Source organism: uncultured Algibacter sp. (genome assembly GCF_947495925.1).
GTDB lineage: Bacteria > Bacteroidota > Bacteroidia > Flavobacteriales > Flavobacteriaceae > Algibacter_E.
Genome location: NZ_CANMAU010000006.1, coordinates 166387 through 184234, shown reverse-complemented (window position 1 = coordinate 184234; position 17848 = coordinate 166387). Strand labels below are relative to the sequence as shown.

The 17848-nt window shown below is 33.1% G+C and carries 19 protein-coding genes; 11 read left to right on the top strand and 8 right to left on the bottom strand.

Annotation, left to right across the window (positions count from 1 at the left end; genetic code table 11):
- The first annotated feature begins 106 nt into the window (after positions 1–106).
- A complete protein-coding gene (locus Q0857_RS13760) occupies positions 107–1000 on the top strand; it encodes an alpha/beta hydrolase (protein ID WP_298536253.1) in 894 nt (297 codons plus the stop codon).
- Between the two features lie 131 nt (positions 1001–1131).
- Here Q0857_RS13760 and Q0857_RS13755 read toward each other — a convergent pair whose 3' ends face one another.
- Positions 1132–2592 carry an aminoacyl-histidine dipeptidase gene (locus tag Q0857_RS13755; RefSeq protein ID WP_298536251.1) on the bottom strand — a complete coding sequence of 487 codons (1461 nt, stop codon included), beginning with the start codon at positions 2590–2592 and terminating at the stop codon, positions 1132–1134.
- 73 nt (positions 2593–2665) lie between these two features.
- Between Q0857_RS13755 and Q0857_RS13750 the strand changes: the two genes are divergently transcribed.
- A complete protein-coding gene (locus tag Q0857_RS13750; RefSeq protein WP_298536250.1) occupies positions 2666–3733 on the top strand; it encodes a DUF3810 domain-containing protein in 1068 nt (355 codons plus the stop codon).
- A gap of 7 nt (positions 3734–3740) precedes the next feature.
- Here the strand turns inward: Q0857_RS13750 and Q0857_RS13745 are convergent, their stop codons facing one another.
- A complete protein-coding gene (locus Q0857_RS13745; RefSeq protein WP_298536247.1) occupies positions 3741–4529 on the bottom strand; it encodes a DUF6503 family protein in 789 nt (262 codons plus the stop codon).
- Between the two features lie 83 nt (positions 4530–4612).
- On the opposite strand from Q0857_RS13745, the gene Q0857_RS13740 reads away from it, so the two are divergent.
- Positions 4613–5407: an RNA methyltransferase gene (locus tag Q0857_RS13740; protein ID WP_298536245.1), complete on the top strand. Its 795-nt coding sequence runs from the start codon at positions 4613–4615 to the stop codon at positions 5405–5407.
- Positions 5408–5516: 109 nt separating this feature from the next.
- Positions 5517–6749, top strand: coding sequence for a M48 family metallopeptidase (locus tag Q0857_RS13735; protein ID WP_298536244.1), 1233 nt, complete (start codon positions 5517–5519; stop codon positions 6747–6749).
- A 3-nt stretch (positions 6750–6752) separates the two neighbouring features.
- On the opposite strand, the gene yaaA is transcribed toward Q0857_RS13735, so the two are convergent.
- From yaaA to Q0857_RS13720, 3 genes are all read right to left on the bottom strand, one after another.
- Entirely contained in the window at positions 6753–7511 is a 759-nt protein-coding gene (yaaA, locus tag Q0857_RS13730) for a peroxide stress protein YaaA (protein WP_298536243.1), read from the bottom strand.
- 175 nt (positions 7512–7686) lie between these two features.
- The gene (locus Q0857_RS13725) at positions 7687–8718 is read right to left on the bottom strand and encodes an RluA family pseudouridine synthase (RefSeq protein ID WP_298536242.1); all 1032 of its coding nucleotides are present in this window, start codon (positions 8716–8718) and stop codon (positions 7687–7689) included.
- A 2-nt stretch (positions 8719–8720) separates the two neighbouring features.
- Positions 8721–9278 (bottom strand): PASTA domain-containing protein, encoded by a 558-nt coding sequence (locus Q0857_RS13720; protein WP_298536241.1) that lies wholly within the window; start codon positions 9276–9278, stop codon positions 8721–8723.
- Between the two features lie 245 nt (positions 9279–9523).
- Between Q0857_RS13720 and Q0857_RS13715 the strand changes: the two genes are divergently transcribed.
- Genes Q0857_RS13715 through Q0857_RS13705 form a run of 3 tightly spaced genes read left to right on the top strand, consistent with a single transcriptional unit; the run spans position 9524 to position 11577 of the window.
- Entirely contained in the window at positions 9524–10498 is a 975-nt protein-coding gene (locus Q0857_RS13715; RefSeq protein ID WP_298536240.1) for a D-alanine--D-alanine ligase, read from the top strand.
- Between the two features lie 59 nt (positions 10499–10557).
- Complete coding sequence (gene coaD, locus Q0857_RS13710) at positions 10558–11013, top strand: pantetheine-phosphate adenylyltransferase (protein WP_298536239.1); 456 nt, start codon at positions 10558–10560, stop codon at positions 11011–11013.
- Between the two features lie 33 nt (positions 11014–11046).
- The gene (locus tag Q0857_RS13705) at positions 11047–11577 is read left to right on the top strand and encodes a thioesterase family protein (protein WP_298536238.1); all 531 of its coding nucleotides are present in this window, start codon (positions 11047–11049) and stop codon (positions 11575–11577) included.
- Here the strand turns inward: Q0857_RS13705 and Q0857_RS13700 are convergent.
- Positions 11574–13187, bottom strand: coding sequence for a SulP family inorganic anion transporter (locus Q0857_RS13700; RefSeq protein WP_298536237.1), 1614 nt, complete (start codon positions 13185–13187; stop codon positions 11574–11576). The two genes, Q0857_RS13705 and Q0857_RS13700, sit on opposite strands and share 4 nt — an antisense overlap.
- A gap of 242 nt (positions 13188–13429) precedes the next feature.
- Here Q0857_RS13700 and Q0857_RS13695 point away from each other — a divergent pair, with 242 nt between their 5' ends.
- Positions 13430–14611, top strand: coding sequence for a DUF418 domain-containing protein (locus Q0857_RS13695; protein ID WP_298536236.1), 1182 nt, complete (start codon positions 13430–13432; stop codon positions 14609–14611).
- A gap of 213 nt (positions 14612–14824) precedes the next feature.
- Here Q0857_RS13695 and Q0857_RS13690 read toward each other — a convergent pair whose 3' ends face one another.
- Positions 14825–15406: an NUDIX domain-containing protein gene (locus tag Q0857_RS13690; protein WP_298536235.1), complete on the bottom strand. Its 582-nt coding sequence runs from the start codon at positions 15404–15406 to the stop codon at positions 14825–14827.
- Positions 15407–15540: 134 nt separating this feature from the next.
- Between Q0857_RS13690 and pyrE the strand changes: the two genes are divergently transcribed.
- Together pyrE and Q0857_RS13680 are read left to right on the top strand one after the other, a co-directional pair.
- Positions 15541–16185 carry an orotate phosphoribosyltransferase gene (gene pyrE / locus Q0857_RS13685; RefSeq protein WP_298536759.1) on the top strand — a complete coding sequence of 215 codons (645 nt, stop codon included), beginning with the start codon at positions 15541–15543 and terminating at the stop codon, positions 16183–16185.
- Positions 16186–16251: 66 nt separating this feature from the next.
- Complete coding sequence (locus tag Q0857_RS13680) at positions 16252–16647, top strand: SRPBCC family protein (protein ID WP_298536233.1); 396 nt, start codon at positions 16252–16254, stop codon at positions 16645–16647.
- Here Q0857_RS13680 and Q0857_RS13675 read toward each other — a convergent pair.
- Positions 16644–17375 carry a biotin--[acetyl-CoA-carboxylase] ligase gene (locus Q0857_RS13675; RefSeq protein ID WP_298536231.1) on the bottom strand — a complete coding sequence of 244 codons (732 nt, stop codon included), beginning with the start codon at positions 17373–17375 and terminating at the stop codon, positions 16644–16646. The genes Q0857_RS13680 and Q0857_RS13675 overlap by 4 nt on opposite strands.
- 92 nt (positions 17376–17467) lie before the next feature.
- Between Q0857_RS13675 and rsfS the strand changes: the two genes are divergently transcribed.
- Positions 17468–17839, top strand: a complete 372-nt coding sequence (gene rsfS / locus Q0857_RS13670) for a ribosome silencing factor (protein ID WP_298536229.1) — start codon at positions 17468–17470, stop codon at positions 17837–17839.
- Positions 17840–17848 lie beyond the last annotated feature (9 nt).

Sequence of the window (17848 nt, the reverse complement as noted above, 5' to 3'; positions counted from 1 at the left end):
CAAAGTCAAATCAACATTACTACCTATTTTAGTTGAATTAAAACTAAGGAGACGTAATTAGTATTATATTTAATTTTCTATTGAAATTAGATTTAACACGTTAATTATGTTTAAGACTATTAAAAGCCCCATACTTCCATTCCTGATATTATTATCTTTTTTGGCGCACGCGCAAACACATACTATTATTGAATTACCTCATGTAAAACCAGATAGTATTACATGGACTAACCCGGAAAAAGAGTATTATTCTAAAGATTGGAAATCAAATGCCGTTACCAATGTATCAACACCTACACTAATTGTATATAGCCCCCCTATTGAAAAACAAAATGGTACCTCTGTTATAATTGCACCAGGTGGAGGCATATATGCATTGAGTATGGAATACGAAGGTAAAAAAGTAGCTGAATGGCTAAACCATAAAGGCATTACCGCTTTTATCCTTAAATATAGGCTCGTTCCTACTGGCGATGATGGCATCAAAGATTTAAAAAATATTGTAAAAAATAATAATGAGGAACGTGTAAGAATAACAAAAAAACTCATGCCCTATGCTACTGCCGATGGTTTGAATGCTATTAGTTATATAAGGACTAATTCGAATAAACTTGGAATAGATCCTGAAAAAATTGGATTCATGGGATTCTCTGGAGGAGGGTGTGTGCTATTTGGTGTAGTAAATGATTGTACTGAAAAAAACAAACCAAATTTTCTTGTTCCTGTCTATCCTGGAACTGATTTAATTAACCCCAAACCTAACAATTTAACACCTCCAACCTTGTTTATTATGGCTGCTAACGATCAATTAATAGATGCCACCGTATTTACTTCAATTTTTAATAAATGGCACAAGGCTGGCGTTAAAACAGAAATGCACATGTATGCCAATGGTGGCCATGGTTTTGGCACATGGCTAAAAGGGCTTCCTGTTTCAAAATGGCTTGATCGTTTTTACGAATGGATTTTAAGCGAAAAATTACTAAGCCTAGAACAATAACTCATCTTATTTAAAAAAATATTTTAGAACATATATTTTCACAAAGTGTATCTAAATCTATCGTTGATAATGTAATCAACCTCAATCTAGATTAAACAATTCATACAAGTAAATGAAATTTTTAATTTATTCTATTTCAAAGGAATCTCTTTTAAAATCTCTAAAACAAATTTCCAATATTTTTGTACTGATGATATTTGAGCTCTCTCATCTGGAGAATGAGCTCCTCTAATGTTTGGTCCGAAACTAATCATATCCATATCTGGATAATTTTGCCCTAGAATCCCGCATTCTAATCCTGCATGACAGGCAGCTACATGAGGATCTTCACCATTTAATTTTTTATACAATGGTTTCATGACTTTTAAAATTGCCGAATCCATATTAGGTGTCCACCCTGGATAATCTCCAGAAAATTCAACTTCACATCCAGTTAATTCAAAAGTAGCTCTTAATGTATTAGCTAAATCTACTTTGGCGCTTTCTACTGAAGAACGTGTTAAACAACCCACATGAATTTTTCCTTCCTTAACAATAACTCTTGCTATATTGTTTGAAGTTTCTACCAATCCAGGAATATCTGCACTCATTCTATAAACACCATTTAATGCCGAATACATGGCTCTAGTAAAACCTTCTTGAACTCCTAAATCCATTATTGTTTTTGGTGCTTCACATTTTGAAATACCAATCTTCAAATCAGGTTCCATAGTTTTAAGCTCCTTTTGAATTGTATTTACTACCAATGCCATATCTAAAAGAAAAGCATCTTCATGCACGGCATCAATAGCTACAATGGCATTGCTTTCACGTGGAATAGCATTTCTTAAACTTCCTCCATCTATTTCAGAAATACGCAGTCCGTAATTTTCAAAACCATCAAATAATAGGCGGTTCATAATTTTATTAGCATTTCCTAAACCTTCATGAATTTGCATACCAGAATGCCCCCCTTGTAAACCTTTAACTGAAATAGTATAACCTACTTTAAACTCTGGAGTCTCCTCTTCTTCATAAGAACGCTTAGCAGTAACATCAATACCACCCGCACAGCCAACACCTATTTCATCATCTTCTTCTGTATCCAGATTCAATAAAATTCCGCCGCTTAACAGACCGCCTTTTAAACCCATAGCTCCAGTCATTCCAGTTTCTTCATCAATCGTAAAAAGCGCTTCAATAGCAGGGTGTGGAATATCTGTACTTTCTAAAATAGCCATAATCGTTGCAACACCTAAACCATTATCGGCTCCAAGTGTCGTACCCCGCGCTTTCACCCAATCACCTTCAATAAACATATCTACACCTTGAGTATCAAAATCAAACACAGTATCATTATTTTTTTGATGCACCATATCTAAATGCGATTGCATAACCAGCGTTGTTCTATTTTCCATGCCTCTAGTAGCGGGCTTTTTTATAATAACATTACCCACTTCATCTTCAATAGTCTCTAACCCTAATTTTTGACCAAAATCTTTCATAAATGCAATAACTCGTTCCTCCTTCTTTGAAGGCCTTGGAACTGCATTCAAATCTGCAAATTTATTCCACAGTGCTTGTGGTTCGAGTTGTCTTATTTCTACGCTCATAGTTTTAAAATCTAGTACTACAAAGATACGCTTTAGATAGCCTGTTTTGTAAACATTTTTCTATTTTTGACCCATGCTAAAAAAGAAAAAGACTATTATCGCGCTTTCGCTAATTCCACAAATTTTATTAGTTCGCATTTTATCGAATTACCCAGAATTTGTTGAACGCTTTTATAGTCATGGAATATACGAATGGTTATCAAAATTGTTTCGATTTGTTCTAGGCTGGCTTCCCTTTTCTTTTGGAGATTTTATATATGCATTTACAATTATATATAGCATACGTTGGTTATTAATAAACAGGAGGCGTATAAAAAAGGACACTAAATACTGGCTGGTAGACGTTATAGCCACCTTATCGATCTTCTATTTTGTATTCCATTTATTATGGGGTATGAACTATCACCGATTGCCCCTTCACAAAAGTTTGAAACTAGAGTATGAATACGACACAGAACAACTAATTGCAGTAACTGAAAAGCTTATTAAAAAATCTAACACCTTACACTCTACACTTTCTGAACATGATAGTCTTGCTGTTAGGTTTCCCTATTCGAAAAGTGATATTTTTAAAATGACCCCAGACGGCTATAAAAATTTAAAAAGCGTATTTCCCCACTTAAACTACGAGCCTGCTAGCATTAAAAAATCCTTGTTTAGTTATCCTTTAACTTATATGGGATTTAGTGGATACTTAAACCCCTTTACTAATGAAGCACATGTAGATGGACTCATTCCTGTTTACAAATTCCCAACTACCTCAGCTCACGAAATTGCACATCAACTGGGTTATGCTGCGGAAAACGAAGCTAATTTCATAGGATGTTTAGCAAGTATTAAAAATGATGATGCCTATTTTAAATATACCGGATACACCTTTGGTCTACGTTTTTGTTTGAATGAAATATACAGACGCGATGAAGCTCTTTATGAAACCATAGTCGAAACTGTAAACCTTGGTATTTTAAAAAACTATGAAGAAGTAAGACGCTTCTGGGAAGCACATCAAAACCCTACCGAACCTCTTTTTAAATTATTCTACGGCGGCTTCTTAAAGGCCAACAAACAAAGTAAGGGTATGGAAAGTTATAGTTATGTTGTCGCTTTATTGGTTAACTATTTTGAAAAAGAAAACCCGTAAAACCTTATTATTCTAAAATAATGGCCCCTTCTGGAACTTCAAATATTTTAGAATTTGGTTTATCTTTAGATACCTTAATATCAGTAAATTTTAAGTCGCTCTTTTTTTCTGTTGGTTTATTATTTTCATAAGCATACCACGAGATCGTCTCTGGTAATAATAAACCATTCACATCTTGCCAATTGCTATATTTTATAAAATGAAACTCTTTCCCTTTCTCTTTTGTAAAAAAGGTAACTGTGTAGGCTAACCATGTCATTTTGTAAGTCTCAGCATCATAATACAAAATGTACTCGTCTTCTGGCGATTCACCTACGCCAGCATCATATGTTATTTTAATTCCTGGAAAGGTTTTTCCATCAAAAACCAAAGGTTTGGCATCGCTATAAATAATTCCATCATCAGCTAAAATAAAGGGCATCGCATAAAAGTAAAACATTAAATTATAATAAAATTTAGGATTCCCTTTATAATGCATGGAGTCTTGTTTTATCCAGACATCCAGTCCATTATACCCCATCTTAAATTTATCTGTTGAAATAAACGATTTCCTATGTCTTAAATCGGTTAATGTTACTTCATGCCCTTTAGGTTTATTCATTGTAAATTCTAAAGAACGTAAAGTATTCCAATTTGCTAAACCTCCATGCACTTCAAATATTTTTGAAATGTTTTCTGGATAGGTTTTGCTAACAACTGGCACGTCTTCATTTAAAGACACCTCAACTTGCTTTTTTTGTTCATTATTGCAGGATATTAAAAGTAATACAGTAATTAAGGAAATAATTGGCTTCATGAATATATGCTAAAATGGTTAACCTGTTTGACGAAGTTAGAAACGAATAATTACATTAAATCAATTACTTTTGCTCAACACATATGAAATCAATAACCAGTCCACAAAACCCGCTTATTCGACAACTTGTTCAACTCAAGGATAAATCGCGTGATCGTAAAAAATCGGGAACATTTTTAATTGAAGGTTTCCGTGAGATTTCGCTAGCTTTAAAAGGTAGTTTTGAATTGGAAACGGTATTGTTTTATGAAGAACTATTTCCTAAAAACCAGCTTAGCGATATCACAAATAAAGACACAAATTGTATAGAAATATCAAAGGAGGTCTATCAAAAATTAGCTTATCGTGATACTACTGAAGGTGTTTTAGCCATTGCGAAAACTAAAAACCAGAAATTAAAAGATTTAAATTTCAATACAACAAATCCTTTAATTTTGGTTGCTGAGGCTCCCGAAAAACCTGGAAATATAGGTGCAATTTTACGAACCGCCGATGCTGCGAATGTAGATGCCGTTATCATAGCCAATCCAAAAACAGATTTATATAACCCTAATATTATTCGTTCTAGTGTAGGATGCATATTTACGAATCAAATTGCATCAGGAACTACTTCTGAAATTATTGACTTTTTAAAATCAAAAAACATTAATATTTATTGTGCTATTTTGCAAGAGTCTGTTAGTTACCATACTCAAGATTTTACCAAACCTAGTGCCATTATTGTTGGGACGGAAGCTACTGGCTTAAGTCAAGAATGGCGCGACCACGCCACTCAAAATATTATTATCCCAATGCGAGGCGAAATAGATTCTATGAATGTTTCAGTTGCTGCAGGAATTCTTATTTTTGAAGCGAAAAGACAGCGTGGTTTTAAATAAATTGTCATTGCGAATGAAGAATGACAGAAATAATTTCATAAAATAAAACTAAAATATACAGATTGCTACATCGCAAAAAAAGGACTCGCAATAACGCTAAATACCAAATATGACAGCAAGTACATTATTTTACATCATAATTGCCATAATTATAATAAACTTTATAAAAGATAAAGTTCTAGATGCACTTAACGCAAAGCATTATAACGATACGCTTCCTGAAGATTTAAAGGATGTTTATGACAATACAGAGTATAAAAAATCGCAAAGCTACAAAGCAACGAACTACAAGTTTGGAATCATTACCTCTACATTCTCTTTGGTGCTAACTTTAGGGTTTTTATTACTCGATGGGTTTGAATATGTTGACCAGATAGCAAGAGGTTTTAGTGAAAACCCAATAATCGTTGCTTTAATATTTTTCGGGATTATTATGATAGGGAGTGATATTTTAACCACGCCATTTTCTTACTATAGCACTTTTGTGATTGAAGAAAAATACGGTTTTAATAAAACTACAAAAAAGCTTTTTATACTCGATAAAATTAAAGGCTGGCTAATGATGGCTATTCTGGGTGGAGGTATTTTAGCTTTAATTATTTGGTTTTATCAAATTACTAGAGAACATTTTTGGTTATATGCTTGGGGCTTAATAGCTATATTCACTTTGTTTATGAATATGTTTTACTCTAAACTTATCGTACCATTATTTAATAAACAAACACCTTTAGAAGCTGGAAGTTTACGTGATAATATTTCAAAATATGCTGAGACCGTAGGCTTTAAGTTAGACAAGATTTTTGTAATTGACGGTTCTAAACGAAGCACTAAAGCAAATGCTTATTTCTCTGGATTCGGAAGTGAAAAGCGCGTGACACTTTATGACACGTTGATTAATGATTTAGAGGAAAATGAAATTGTAGCTGTCCTTGCTCATGAAGTTGGACATTATAAAAAGAAACATATCATTTTCAATCTATTTTCTTCAATTGTATTAACAGGACTAACACTTTATATATTATCCTTATTTATTTCTAATCCTATGTTATCTCAGGCCATAGGAGTTGATATTCCAAGTTTTCACATTGGATTAATTGCATTTGGATTACTGTACTCTCCTATATCTGAAATTACAGGATTAATTATGAATTTGTTTTCTAGAAAGTTTGAATACCAAGCAGACGATTATGCAAAAAATACATACAAACCAGAACCACTAATTACTTCACTTAAAAAGCTTTCTAAAAATAGTTTGAGTAATTTAACACCGCATCCTGCATATGTATTTATGCATTATTCGCACCCTACATTATTAGAACGCATTAAAAACCTGAGGAAATAACTACTATCTAATAAACACCAAATCGTTTTCTTTTGACATGGCTTCACTATACCCATAGCCATCATAATTGAAACCTTTTAAGTCATCAACAGTTTTAGCATTAGTATCTACGATGTAGCGTGCCATCATACCTCGTGCCGCCTTGGCAAAAAACGATATCATTTTATATTCGCCATTTTTAAAATCTTTAAAATTAGCGGTGACTACAGGTACTTTCAACACTTTTATATCTATAGCTTTAAAATACTCATTACTAGCCAAGTTTAAGAACAACTCATCATCTTCAAGTTCTTCATTAAGAGTTTTTGTGATGTCTTTTTTCCAAAACTCATACAGGTTCTTTTTTACACCTACCGGCATTTTAGTCCCCATTTCTAAACGATATGGTTGAATTAAATCGGTAGGCTTTAATACACCATATAAGCCCGAAAGAATACGAACCGTACTCTGCAGCGTTTCAAGTTTTTCTTCTGGAATAGTATAAGCGTCTAACCCTCTATAAACATCACCATTAAAAGCATATACGGCAGGTCTAGCATTGTCCTTTGTAAATGGCAATTCCCATGATTGGTTACGCTCATAATTTAATTGACCCAACGCAGGAGAAATACTCATAAGTTTTGATAAACTCCTTGCCGATTTCTTTCTTAGCAGTTTGTTTAAACGTTCAGATTGTTTTAAAAATCGTGCTTCTGTTTGCTGTGTTGTTGGTAATTCCGTTTCAAAATCTAACGACTTTGCTGGCGATATAACTAATTTCATAAATAGATATTTTTTTATTTCAGTAAAGACGGAAATCTCATATTCTTTTCATTTCAAATTTACAACTCCTTATTTACTTTTAAGATTTAAGCCTAAAATTATTTTAAATGTGGTTATAAATGGAATTGATAATCTGTTTCAGTTGAGAGATAAATAAAGTAAAGAAAATAGAATGCTATTCTTGATGTTTTGCGTACCCTCGCCACTTTTCAACACATTGCTGCATATCTTCAGGAATTGGTGTTTCAAATTTTAAAAATTCACCAGAAGTAGGATGAACAAAACCAAGTGTTTTAGCATGAAGGGCCTGCCTTGGCAACACCTTAAAACAATTATCTGCAAATTGTTTATACTTCGAAAAGGTTGTGCCTTTTAAAATTTTATCGCCTCCATAGCGTTCATCATTGAATAAGGTATGCCCAATATGTTTCATGTGTACACGTATTTGATGCGTGCGCCCCGTCTCTAACTTACAAGACACCAAAGTAACATAACCTAAACGCTCAATAACTTTGTAATGGGTAACCGCAGGTTTTCCTTTATCAGCGTCATCATCAAGAAACACCGTATTTTGAAGTCTATTTTTGGGATGACGTCCAATATTACCTTCAATAGTACCTTCATCTTCAGTCATATTCCCCCAAACTATAGCTACATATTCACGTTCACTTGTTTTTTCTGCAAATTGCAAAGACAATTTAGCCATAGCTTGTTCGGTTTTGGCAACCACTAAAAGTCCACTTGTATCTTTATCAATTCTATGTACCAACCCAGGACGCTCACTTGAATTGTTGGGTAGATTATCAAATCGGTAAATCAACGCGTTTATAAGCGTACCTGAATAATTGCCATGCCCAGGGTGTACCACCATACCCGCTGGTTTATTAACAACAAGTAAATCATCGTCTTCGTAAACCACATCAATAACAATATCTTCTCCTACCAACAAATTTTCAAAAGGGGGATGCGAGAATAGTACGCGAATTTTATCATCTGGTTTCACCTTATAATTCGACTTTACAGGCACATCATTTACATAAATACAACCGTCTTTAGCTGCTGCCTGAATTTTATTTCGGGTAGCATTTTCAACAAAATTCATTAAATATTTATCTATACGAAGTGGTGCCTGACCTTTATCAACAGTAAAAGCATGGTGCTCGTAAAGATTATCTTCGTTGGGTAATTGGGGTGTGTAGTCGTCCATTATTACGGTCTCTTCCCGTTACCAAGTTGCAAATCGATTACAGATGTTTTAGCTAATTTATCTCCAGCTTTAAGCGTCTTGCCTCTGTGAGATAATTTTAAAACCATATCCTTACCAATGTTATTTACATAAGTGATTTTACCAATTTTAAAATCTAAAGCTTCCAAAGTTGGTTTTACTTGACGGAATGTTTTATCAATTAAGCCCTCTGGGATATTCATTTTTCTATAGCCTGACGGGTTAAGTGTAATATATATTTTTCTGTTTTCTTTGACTTTAGATCCAGCCAAAGGTTCTTGTTCAATAACAGAGAACTTAGGATAATCAGGATTATAATTGGCTGAATCTTGAATTTTCATTACCAGTTTATTATCCTCTAACTCCACTTGAGCTACACTAATAGATTTTCCTTTTAAATCGGGTACCGTTTCAAAATCCCCATGATTAGTAGAAACATTCAACCACTTTAATATTATAAAGCAGAGCACAACCACAGCCACTACAGCCAATATAATCTGTTTCAGAAAAGTTTTACTGGTAAGGAATTTTATAAGACTCATTTATAGAATTTTCAATTTTAAACCAATTTACAGCTAAAATATTGCATGTTGCTCCGTTCTTTTAAAACATAAACACTTCCAATTTGGTTTCAGCAAATATATAAAAACAGAACTGTTTTTTGTTTTGCAATTTATATGATATTTTAGCTTCACTTAATAATAACTACGTTTTATTATTAGTTTTAGACGCGAACACTTAAATTGACAATGTTTCGGCCCTTGCCGAAATAAAAAACAAGTAATTGATGAAAAAAAATATTGCTATCATAATGGGAGGTTACTCTAGTGAGTATAAGATTTCATTAACTAGCGGAAATGTGGTTTATGAAACACTAGATCGCTCAAAATACAACCCTTATCGAATTCATATTTTTAAAGAAAAATGGGTTTATGTTGATGAAGAAGACACTGAATTCTCCATAGATAAAAATGATTTCTCAATTAATGTTGGTGCTTTTAAAACTACTTTCGACTGTGTATTTAATGCCATTCATGGGTCTCCAGGTGAAGATGGTTATATGCAAGGGTATTTTGAATTGTTAAACATTCCACATACTAGTTGCAGTATGTACCAGGCGGGTATTACTTTTAATAAACGTGATTTTTTAAGCATCTTGAAGCCCTATGGAATCAAAACTGCTGAATCTTATTATTTAAATCTTGGCGACTCTTATAATGAGGATGATATTGTTGCCAAAGTAGGTTTACCTTGTTTTGTAAAAGCTAATAAAGCCGGAAGTAGCTTTGGCGTGAGTAAAGCACATAAAAAAGAAGACTTACATAAGGCCATTGAAGTGGCTTTTAAAGAAGATGACGAAATTATTATTGAATCTTTTTTAGACGGTAAAGAAGTGTCTGTTGGTGTGATTACTTATAAAGGAGAAACCAAAGTATTGCCAATTACTGAAATAGTACCTGAAAATGATTTCTTTGATTATGAAGCGAAGTATTTAGGAAAATCGCAAGAAATAACACCCGCAAGATTAACAACTGAAGAAGAAACTAAGGTTACCGTCGAGGCTAAAAAGATTTATGAGGTTTTAAAAATGACTGGTTTTAGCCGTAGTGAATTTATCTTTAAAAATGGTGAACCTCATTTATTAGAAATGAACACGGTTCCCGGGTTAACCAGAGAAAGCATTTTGCCCCAACAAGCGGCAGCTGCAAATATTCCCTTAGCAGATTTGTTTGATAATGCTATTAAAGAAGCTTTAAAATAATTTATAATTATCTTTGATAAGATTCCCATCTTCTCGGGAATAACTAAAAGAATTTTAAAATGAAACGTGCTTTATTTCCAGGATCTTTTGACCCAATTACACTTGGACATTACGATATCATTAAACGTGGCGTTACACTTTTTGATGAAATTATTGTTGCCATAGGGGTTAATGCCGATAAAAAATACATGTTTTCTCTTGAGGAACGCATGGCATTTATTGAAAAAACGTTCGCTGATGAACCTAAAGTCAAGGTTGTTACCTATAAAGGGTTAACTGTAGATTATTGCAAAAGTATTGGTGTTGAATTTATTTTACGTGGACTTAGAAATCCTGCTGATTTTGAATTTGAAAAAGCAATTGCCCATACTAATAGAGACCTTGCACCTATTGAAACGGTTTTTCTTTTAACCTCTGCTGACACCTCTTATATTGCCTCCAATATTGTTCGTGATGTAATTAGAAACCATGGAGATTACACCAAATTAGTTCCTGATAGTGTAAGAGTGAAATAAATTTAATAGACACTTTATTAAACAAAATAATCCATGATATATTATTGGTATACCATTTTGAAAATTCTTTTATTTAGAAACTTTCAAAGTGAGGTCCAATACAATGAAACCATATCCAGAAGCTTTAGAGTTGGTGTGTTTGACTGCGACGGATTACGTGTTATGACCGCTTCAAAATACCCTGTTTACATGGATTTTATTCGCTGGGAACTTATTGCTAGATCAAAACTATTTAAGGCCATTGTAAAACGAGGACTAGCTCCTACTTTAGGGTCTCAAAAGTTAATTTACAGAAAACCATTAAAAATCTGGACTAAATTCAACTTAACTTTAGAGAGTGCAGGTTCTGATGATAAATGGGTTTATCACATTCATAATTTCGAACAAGACCATGAGATAAAAGCTATTGGTATAACACGATCGCTTATTTGGAAAAGAGATATCCCTACGGCCCTTTCTGATATTTTAAAAGAAGTTGGTGCTAAAGAAACAAAAAAACCTCCTCAGTGGGTTTTGGATCTATTCAAATCTGATAAAGACATTATTCAAAAAGCAAATAGCTAAAACTTATATTCTGAAAGCCCCTTTGTAAAGGCTTCTGGGTTTTCTGCTAAATGGTAACGCGGATCATCAATATCCTCAACCACTACCTCCCTAAATTTAGGATTAGACTTGTATAATAAAATCTTACAATCTTCGCTCAAATGCTTCAGTTTTATTTTTTTGCCAGCAGCCTCATACTTGCTTACTAGGTTAAAAATAGCTTCAATTGCAGAATGATCACTTATTCGCGACTCTACAAAATCTACTTCAATATGCTCAGGATCGTTTTTTACATCAAACTTTTCATTAAATGCAATAATAGATCCGAAGAATAATGGTCCCCAAATCTCATAAACTTTAGTACCATCCTCCCTCATGCGTTTACGCGCACGAATACGTTTTGCATTTTCCCACGAAAATACTAACGCACTAATGATCACACCAGCTATTACAGCAATAGCCAAATCAAAAATGACCGTTAGGGATGAAACCGCTATTAAAACAATAACATCACTAAGTGGTATTTTATTTAAAATCCTGAAACTACTCCATGCAAATGTTCCAATAACAACCATAAACATCACTCCAACTAGCGCCGCTATCGGTACTTGCTCGATTAGTCCTGAAGCAAAAAGTATAAATACGAGTAATAAAACTGATGCTACGATACCAGACAATCTTGTTCTTCCTCCTGACTTAATGTTGATTAAAGACTGTCCAATCATGGCGCAACCTCCCATACCTCCAAAAAACCCAGTAAGAATATTAGCCCCACCTTGAGCCATACACTCCCTATTAGTATTTCCTCTAGTTTCGGTTAATTCATCAATTAAATTAAGTGTCATTAAAGATTCAATTAAACCAATGGCTGCAAGAATTAAGGCATACGGTCCTATGAATTTAATTGTTTGCCAATTGAAAGGCACTTTGCTAAATATACCTGTTTGGAACTGTGGTAAACCGCCTTTTAAACCTTCACCCCCGCCATCTGTAATAAAACTACCCACCGTAGCTACATCTAAATTTCCAAAAATAGCAATTGCTGAAACTACTAAAATAGCAACTAAAGCTTCAGGTAATTTCTTAGTTAACTTAGGCAAACCAAACATGATAAGCATAGTTAATCCTACTAAACCAAGCATAACATACAACTGACTTCCTGAAAACCAATCACCATTTACATCTTTAAACATGCCTAATTGCGATAGAAATATAACAATAGCAAGTCCGTTAACAAACCCCATCATAACAGGATGCGGAATCAAACGTACGAATTTCCCCAGCTTCAAAATACCAGCAAGCATTTGTATAACCCCCATAAGAATAACAGTGGAGAACAAGTAATATAAACCTAATTGCTCCCCTTCTGCCCCCATAGCATTTCCTTCAGCAACTAAACTTACCATTACAACGGCAAGAGCTCCTGTAGCACCACTAATCATTCCTGGACGCCCACCAAAAATAGACGTAACCAGTCCAATCATAAATGCAGCATACAACCCAACCAAAGGATCAACACCGGCAACAAAGGCAAAAGCTACTGCCTCAGGCACTAAGGCAAGAGCTACAGTAATTCCACTTAAAATATCATTTTTGGCATTGGCTGCACGTTTTCTAATAAATTCAGTCATGGTTATTTTAATGAAGGTGCAAATTTACGCTTAATATATTGACGTGCAAGTAGAAGTATTACTAATTCATATTTTGCTAAACGCAATCGTTTGAGAATATATACTCTAATCATGCACGTGAAATAATTTTATAATTCTAAAAGTTAAGAGCAATAATTTTAAAAAGCATGGTAGTAACATATTCTTTTTGGTTTCACTTTTTTCATTAGCTTTAAAGCCGTTATTAAACTAAACCACTTTAAATGAATAGCATTCCAGTAAAAAAACCAAGAATAGAAGTTGTTGATGCCTTAAGGGGTTTCGCTATAATGGCAATAATGCTTTTGCATAGTATTGAGCATTTTAATTTCTATGTTTTTCCTGACAAAAGCACGCAACCAGATTGGTTAAACACGATTGATGATGGTATATGGGATACCCTATTTTTTCTTTTTGGAGGAAAAGGTTATGCCATTTTTGCGATTCTATTTGGTTTTACATTTAGTTTAATGTACACTAAACAACTCAAACTAGGCAAAGATTTTGGTTATCGTTTTTTATGGCGTATGCTACTTTTAGCTGGGTTTGCCTTTATTAATGGTATGTTTTTTCCTGGTGAGGTCTTATTAATGTATGCTATTGTTGGAGTTACCCTTTTTATAGTTAGACATTGGGGAAATAAGGCTTTACTCATAGCTTCGTTTATCTTACTTCTTCAGCCTGTAGAATGGATACATTATATGATGTATGTGTTAGACAATACCTATACTGTTCCTCGAACAAATATGGGAAGTTATTGGGGTTTTATATCAGAAGGTCAATTAAGTCACTCCTTTCTTGATTTAGTAAAATCTAATACGCTTTACGGACATAAGGCATCACTCCTTTGGGCTTATAGTGTTGGCAGGTTATTACAAACTGCCGGCCTATTTATTTTTGGCTATTGGTTAGGAAAAAAACAACTATTTGTGAATTCCGAAAAAAGTTTAAAATTCTGGAAAAAAGTTCTAACTGCTTCAATTCTAACATTCATTCCGCTTTATATTCTTGAAACGAACATAAAATCGACTATTGATATTCAAATATATAAGGATACTCTTTTTAAAGCCATTGATATGTATGGTAATTTGGCATTTACTCTATTCTTGATTTCAGCCTTTATTTTATTTTATAGGGTCGATTTTTTTATAAAAATAACTAATGGACTACGCTATTGTGGAAAAATGAGTTTAACAGCCTATGTCTTTCAATCGATAATAGGTGGTTTTGTTTTTTATGGATACGGATTAGCTCTGGGACCATCTTTAAGACATACCAAAAGTTTTTTACTAGGTATTTTGCTTTTCACCTTTCAAGTTTATATTTATAGGTTTTGGTTGAAAAAATTCAATCAAGGTCCTCTAGAGAAGCTTTGGCATAAATTAACTTGGATAAATTACAAATAAAAGAAAGCCGTTATTTTAATAAATAACGGCTTTCAAACCAACCAAACTAATAAAACTAACTTTTCTTCTTTTTTATTTTAGTTTCATTAAACAATAAAATATTGCTATTCGTCAAAAAAAATACAAACAATACAGAATATTGTAATCCTATTCTTAATTATCTCATTATTAGAGCATAATTAAACATAGATACAAAACGAAAAAAGGATAAAACTAAACCAGTAACTTAATATTGGCATATGAATTTTCTAAAGCTTTAGTAGCCTCCTCACTATCCAACCAAGCGACCTTGGTAATGCCTTCATTTTCTTGAGGATATAATTTACCTTTGAAGTTGGTTTTCATTTCAAACCAATAGGTAATTTTAATCTTATAACGGCCGTTGCGTTTAAAGATATGATATGTAGTATCTAATGGTTTTACAATTTCTAAGCCTGTAACCCCAGTTTCTTCAGTAACCTCGCGTATGGATGTTTCTTCAATAGACTCCTTGCGTTCAGCCTTTCCTTTTGGTAAATCCCATTTATCATTTCTATATATAAAAAGTATGTCACCTTTATCATTATAAACTTTACCTCCACCCGCAATTACATTCGGCAATTTCCTTAAAAACTTCTTTATGAGTTTATCTTCTTTCTTATGAATTAACCTAACCTCCTTTAAAGACGATGTATTAAGCTTCCGAATAACCTTAGCCATATTTACAGTTTTAAGTAAATAATTCTTGAAATAGGTTTCTTTCTCTACTACAGTTGTTAAGACGATAGGCTTATCTCCAACAAAAACTTTATACATACTTTAAAGCTATTACTAATTTGAATATGGTAAAAATATCATTTTTACTTACATACCGAACATTGTTGAAAAATTATTTTTTTTATCATGAACTGCCCTGAATTAAAATTAAATTTATGTGTAATTTTGTCCCTATGATTTTTAACAAAGACACTGCCAAAAAAACAGCTGAAGTTTTATTACAAATTAATGCTATAAAACTAAGCCCTAAGGAGCCTTTTACATGGGCCTCTGGATGGAAATCACCAATTTATTGCGATAACCGCATTGTACTATCTTTTCCTCCAATTCGAAACTACGTTCGTGAGACCATAGGAAAACATATTGAAAGACAATATGGCAAACCAGACGTTATAGCTGGAGTTGCTACTGGTGCTATTGGTATTGGTATGCTAGTGGCAGAATATTTAGGACTTCCTTTTATTTACGTAAGACCAGACGCTAAAGGTCATGGTAGAAAAAATCAAATAGAGGGTTTTATTGAAAGCGGACAAAATGTAGTCGTAGTAGAAGATTTAATCAGTACTGGAAAAAGTAGTTTAAATGCTGTTAAAGCACTTCGAGAGGCTAATATTAATGTAAAAGGTATGGTAGCCATTTTCACCTATGGATTTGATGTTGCTACCGAGAATTTTAAGAAAGAAGATGTTCTACTGCATACCTTAAGTAATTATGATAATTTACTAGAACAAGCTTTAGAAACCAACTATATTTCTAAAAAAGAATTAAACACATTATCTGAATGGAATACCAATCCTAGCGAATGGAACGCTAATTGATATACTAACGTAAAACTATTTTAATTTCTTTACATCTTTTTAGCTAACGATAAAAAAACAACAAAAATGAATTTAGATTCTCCGAAAGTAAATATTAGTAAATCTCAAGAAGATGTATGCCATTTTTTAGCTGATGTTAAAAATTTTAAATCTTTAATGCCAGAGAACATTAGTAAATTTGAAGCCCTTTCAGACGACACTTTTGTTTTTGCTCTTAAAGGCATGCCAGAAATTATATTAAAAAAGAAAGAGGTTATCCCTCCAAACAAAGTCATACTTGGTGCGGCTGGCGGAAAAATTGACTTTTCTCTTATTGGCAACATCAATAAAGTGGATGAGAATACCAGTGAGGTTCAGTTAAATTTTTCAGGAGATTTTAACCCCATGATGGCGATGATGATTAAAGGTCCTATCACCAAATTCATTGAAACTTTGGTGACCAATATCCCAGAAGCTATTTAATATAAAAGGGTGATTTCTTTTAAATCATATTCCTTTAAAATATGGTCTTCAAGCTTGACTTGTAATTTACCCAAATTAGAAACTCCCTCAATAAAACCAGAAAACATAACACCTTCAACATCTCTAAATGTTGAAGGTTTATTTTTTCTAAATAAATGCGATTCATACTCCTCAATAAGAACCTCTATTCCATTCTCTTTGAATCGATCAAAATACATTTTTAAATTTTCTATTATACCCAATGCCAACTCGTCCAAATTATAAACACTACCTGAAATATTTATAAGCGATGAGGCCTGAGGTAAGTTTTCAAATTCGGTTTGGTTTACGTTTAAACCAATTCCTATAATAGAAGCCTCAATAACACTATATTTTATGACATTTTCAATCAAAATGCCACATATTTTTTTGTCTGCTGACAAAATGTCGTTGGGCCATTTAACACTTAATCGAGGTATGGAAATTAACTGAAGCGTCTTAAGAACCGACAAAGCACTAATCATACTAATGCTAAACGATAGTTCCAGAGGTAACGACTTAACATCCTTGAACACACTGAATGTAAGGTTTTTAAACGCTTGAGATTCCCACAACGCTCCCATTTGCCCTTTTCCCTGTGTTTGCTCTTTAGCAATAACCGCTGTAAAATCTGTTAAATTTCCTTCCGAATATAACGCCCTTAAGTAGCTATTTGTAGAATTGGTGGCATTAAGTTTGATTATACGCATTTAAAGGTTATTAGAATACTTTAAATCTTCTGTTTATTTTAAAGTATAAAGAACTAAAAAAATAATAACTTTGCACAAATTTAATTTAATTAATGGCGAAAGAAAAAATTAGCACAGACCAATTAATATCGGTAATAATTCATGGTATTGAGGACGTTAAAGGAAAAGAGATAAATATTCTAGATTTAAGAGAAATTGAAAACACGGTTTGTGATTACTTTATTATTTGCGAAGGAACTTCAAATACGCAAGTAAACGCTATAGTTAACTCTATACAAAAGAAGGTTAGTAAAGAACTTAAAGACAATCCTTGGCACACCGAAGGTGTAGATAATGCAGAGTGGGTATTAATTGATTATGTAAATGTTGTAGTTCACGTTTTCCAAAAACATATTAGAGAATTTTATGATATCGAAAGTCTTTGGGGAGACGCAAAAACAACCGTAATAGAAACAAGTTACTAAAAAATTGAA

Excerpts from the sequence above, each read along its gene's own strand:
- Q0857_RS13760 (WP_298536253.1), top strand. The coding sequence starts at position 107 with ATGTTTAAGACTATTAAAAGCCCCATACTTCCATTCCTGATATTATTA.
- Q0857_RS13755 (WP_298536251.1), bottom strand. The coding sequence starts at position 2,592 with ATGAGCGTAGAAATAAGACAACTCGAACCACAAGCACTGTGGAATAAA.
- Q0857_RS13750 (WP_298536250.1), top strand. The coding sequence starts at position 2,666 with ATGCTAAAAAAGAAAAAGACTATTATCGCGCTTTCGCTAATTCCACAA.
- Q0857_RS13745 (WP_298536247.1), bottom strand. The coding sequence starts at position 4,529 with ATGAAGCCAATTATTTCCTTAATTACTGTATTACTTTTAATATCCTGC.
- Q0857_RS13740 (WP_298536245.1), top strand. The coding sequence starts at position 4,613 with ATGAAATCAATAACCAGTCCACAAAACCCGCTTATTCGACAACTTGTT.
- Q0857_RS13735 (WP_298536244.1), top strand. The coding sequence starts at position 5,517 with ATGACAGCAAGTACATTATTTTACATCATAATTGCCATAATTATAATA.
- yaaA (WP_298536243.1), bottom strand. The coding sequence starts at position 7,511 with ATGAAATTAGTTATATCGCCAGCAAAGTCGTTAGATTTTGAAACGGAA.
- Q0857_RS13725 (WP_298536242.1), bottom strand. The coding sequence starts at position 8,718 with ATGGACGACTACACACCCCAATTACCCAACGAAGATAATCTTTACGAG.
- Q0857_RS13720 (WP_298536241.1), bottom strand. The coding sequence starts at position 9,278 with ATGAGTCTTATAAAATTCCTTACCAGTAAAACTTTTCTGAAACAGATT.
- Q0857_RS13715 (WP_298536240.1), top strand. The coding sequence starts at position 9,524 with ATGAAAAAAAATATTGCTATCATAATGGGAGGTTACTCTAGTGAGTAT.
- coaD (WP_298536239.1), top strand. The coding sequence starts at position 10,558 with ATGAAACGTGCTTTATTTCCAGGATCTTTTGACCCAATTACACTTGGA.
- Q0857_RS13705 (WP_298536238.1), top strand. The coding sequence starts at position 11,047 with ATGATATATTATTGGTATACCATTTTGAAAATTCTTTTATTTAGAAAC.
- Q0857_RS13700 (WP_298536237.1), bottom strand. The coding sequence starts at position 13,187 with ATGACTGAATTTATTAGAAAACGTGCAGCCAATGCCAAAAATGATATT.
- Q0857_RS13695 (WP_298536236.1), top strand. The coding sequence starts at position 13,430 with ATGAATAGCATTCCAGTAAAAAAACCAAGAATAGAAGTTGTTGATGCC.
- Q0857_RS13690 (WP_298536235.1), bottom strand. The coding sequence starts at position 15,406 with ATGTATAAAGTTTTTGTTGGAGATAAGCCTATCGTCTTAACAACTGTA.
- pyrE (WP_298536759.1), top strand. The coding sequence starts at position 15,541 with ATGATTTTTAACAAAGACACTGCCAAAAAAACAGCTGAAGTTTTATTA.
- Q0857_RS13680 (WP_298536233.1), top strand. The coding sequence starts at position 16,252 with ATGAATTTAGATTCTCCGAAAGTAAATATTAGTAAATCTCAAGAAGAT.
- Q0857_RS13675 (WP_298536231.1), bottom strand. The coding sequence starts at position 17,375 with ATGCGTATAATCAAACTTAATGCCACCAATTCTACAAATAGCTACTTA.
- rsfS (WP_298536229.1), top strand. The coding sequence starts at position 17,468 with ATGGCGAAAGAAAAAATTAGCACAGACCAATTAATATCGGTAATAATT.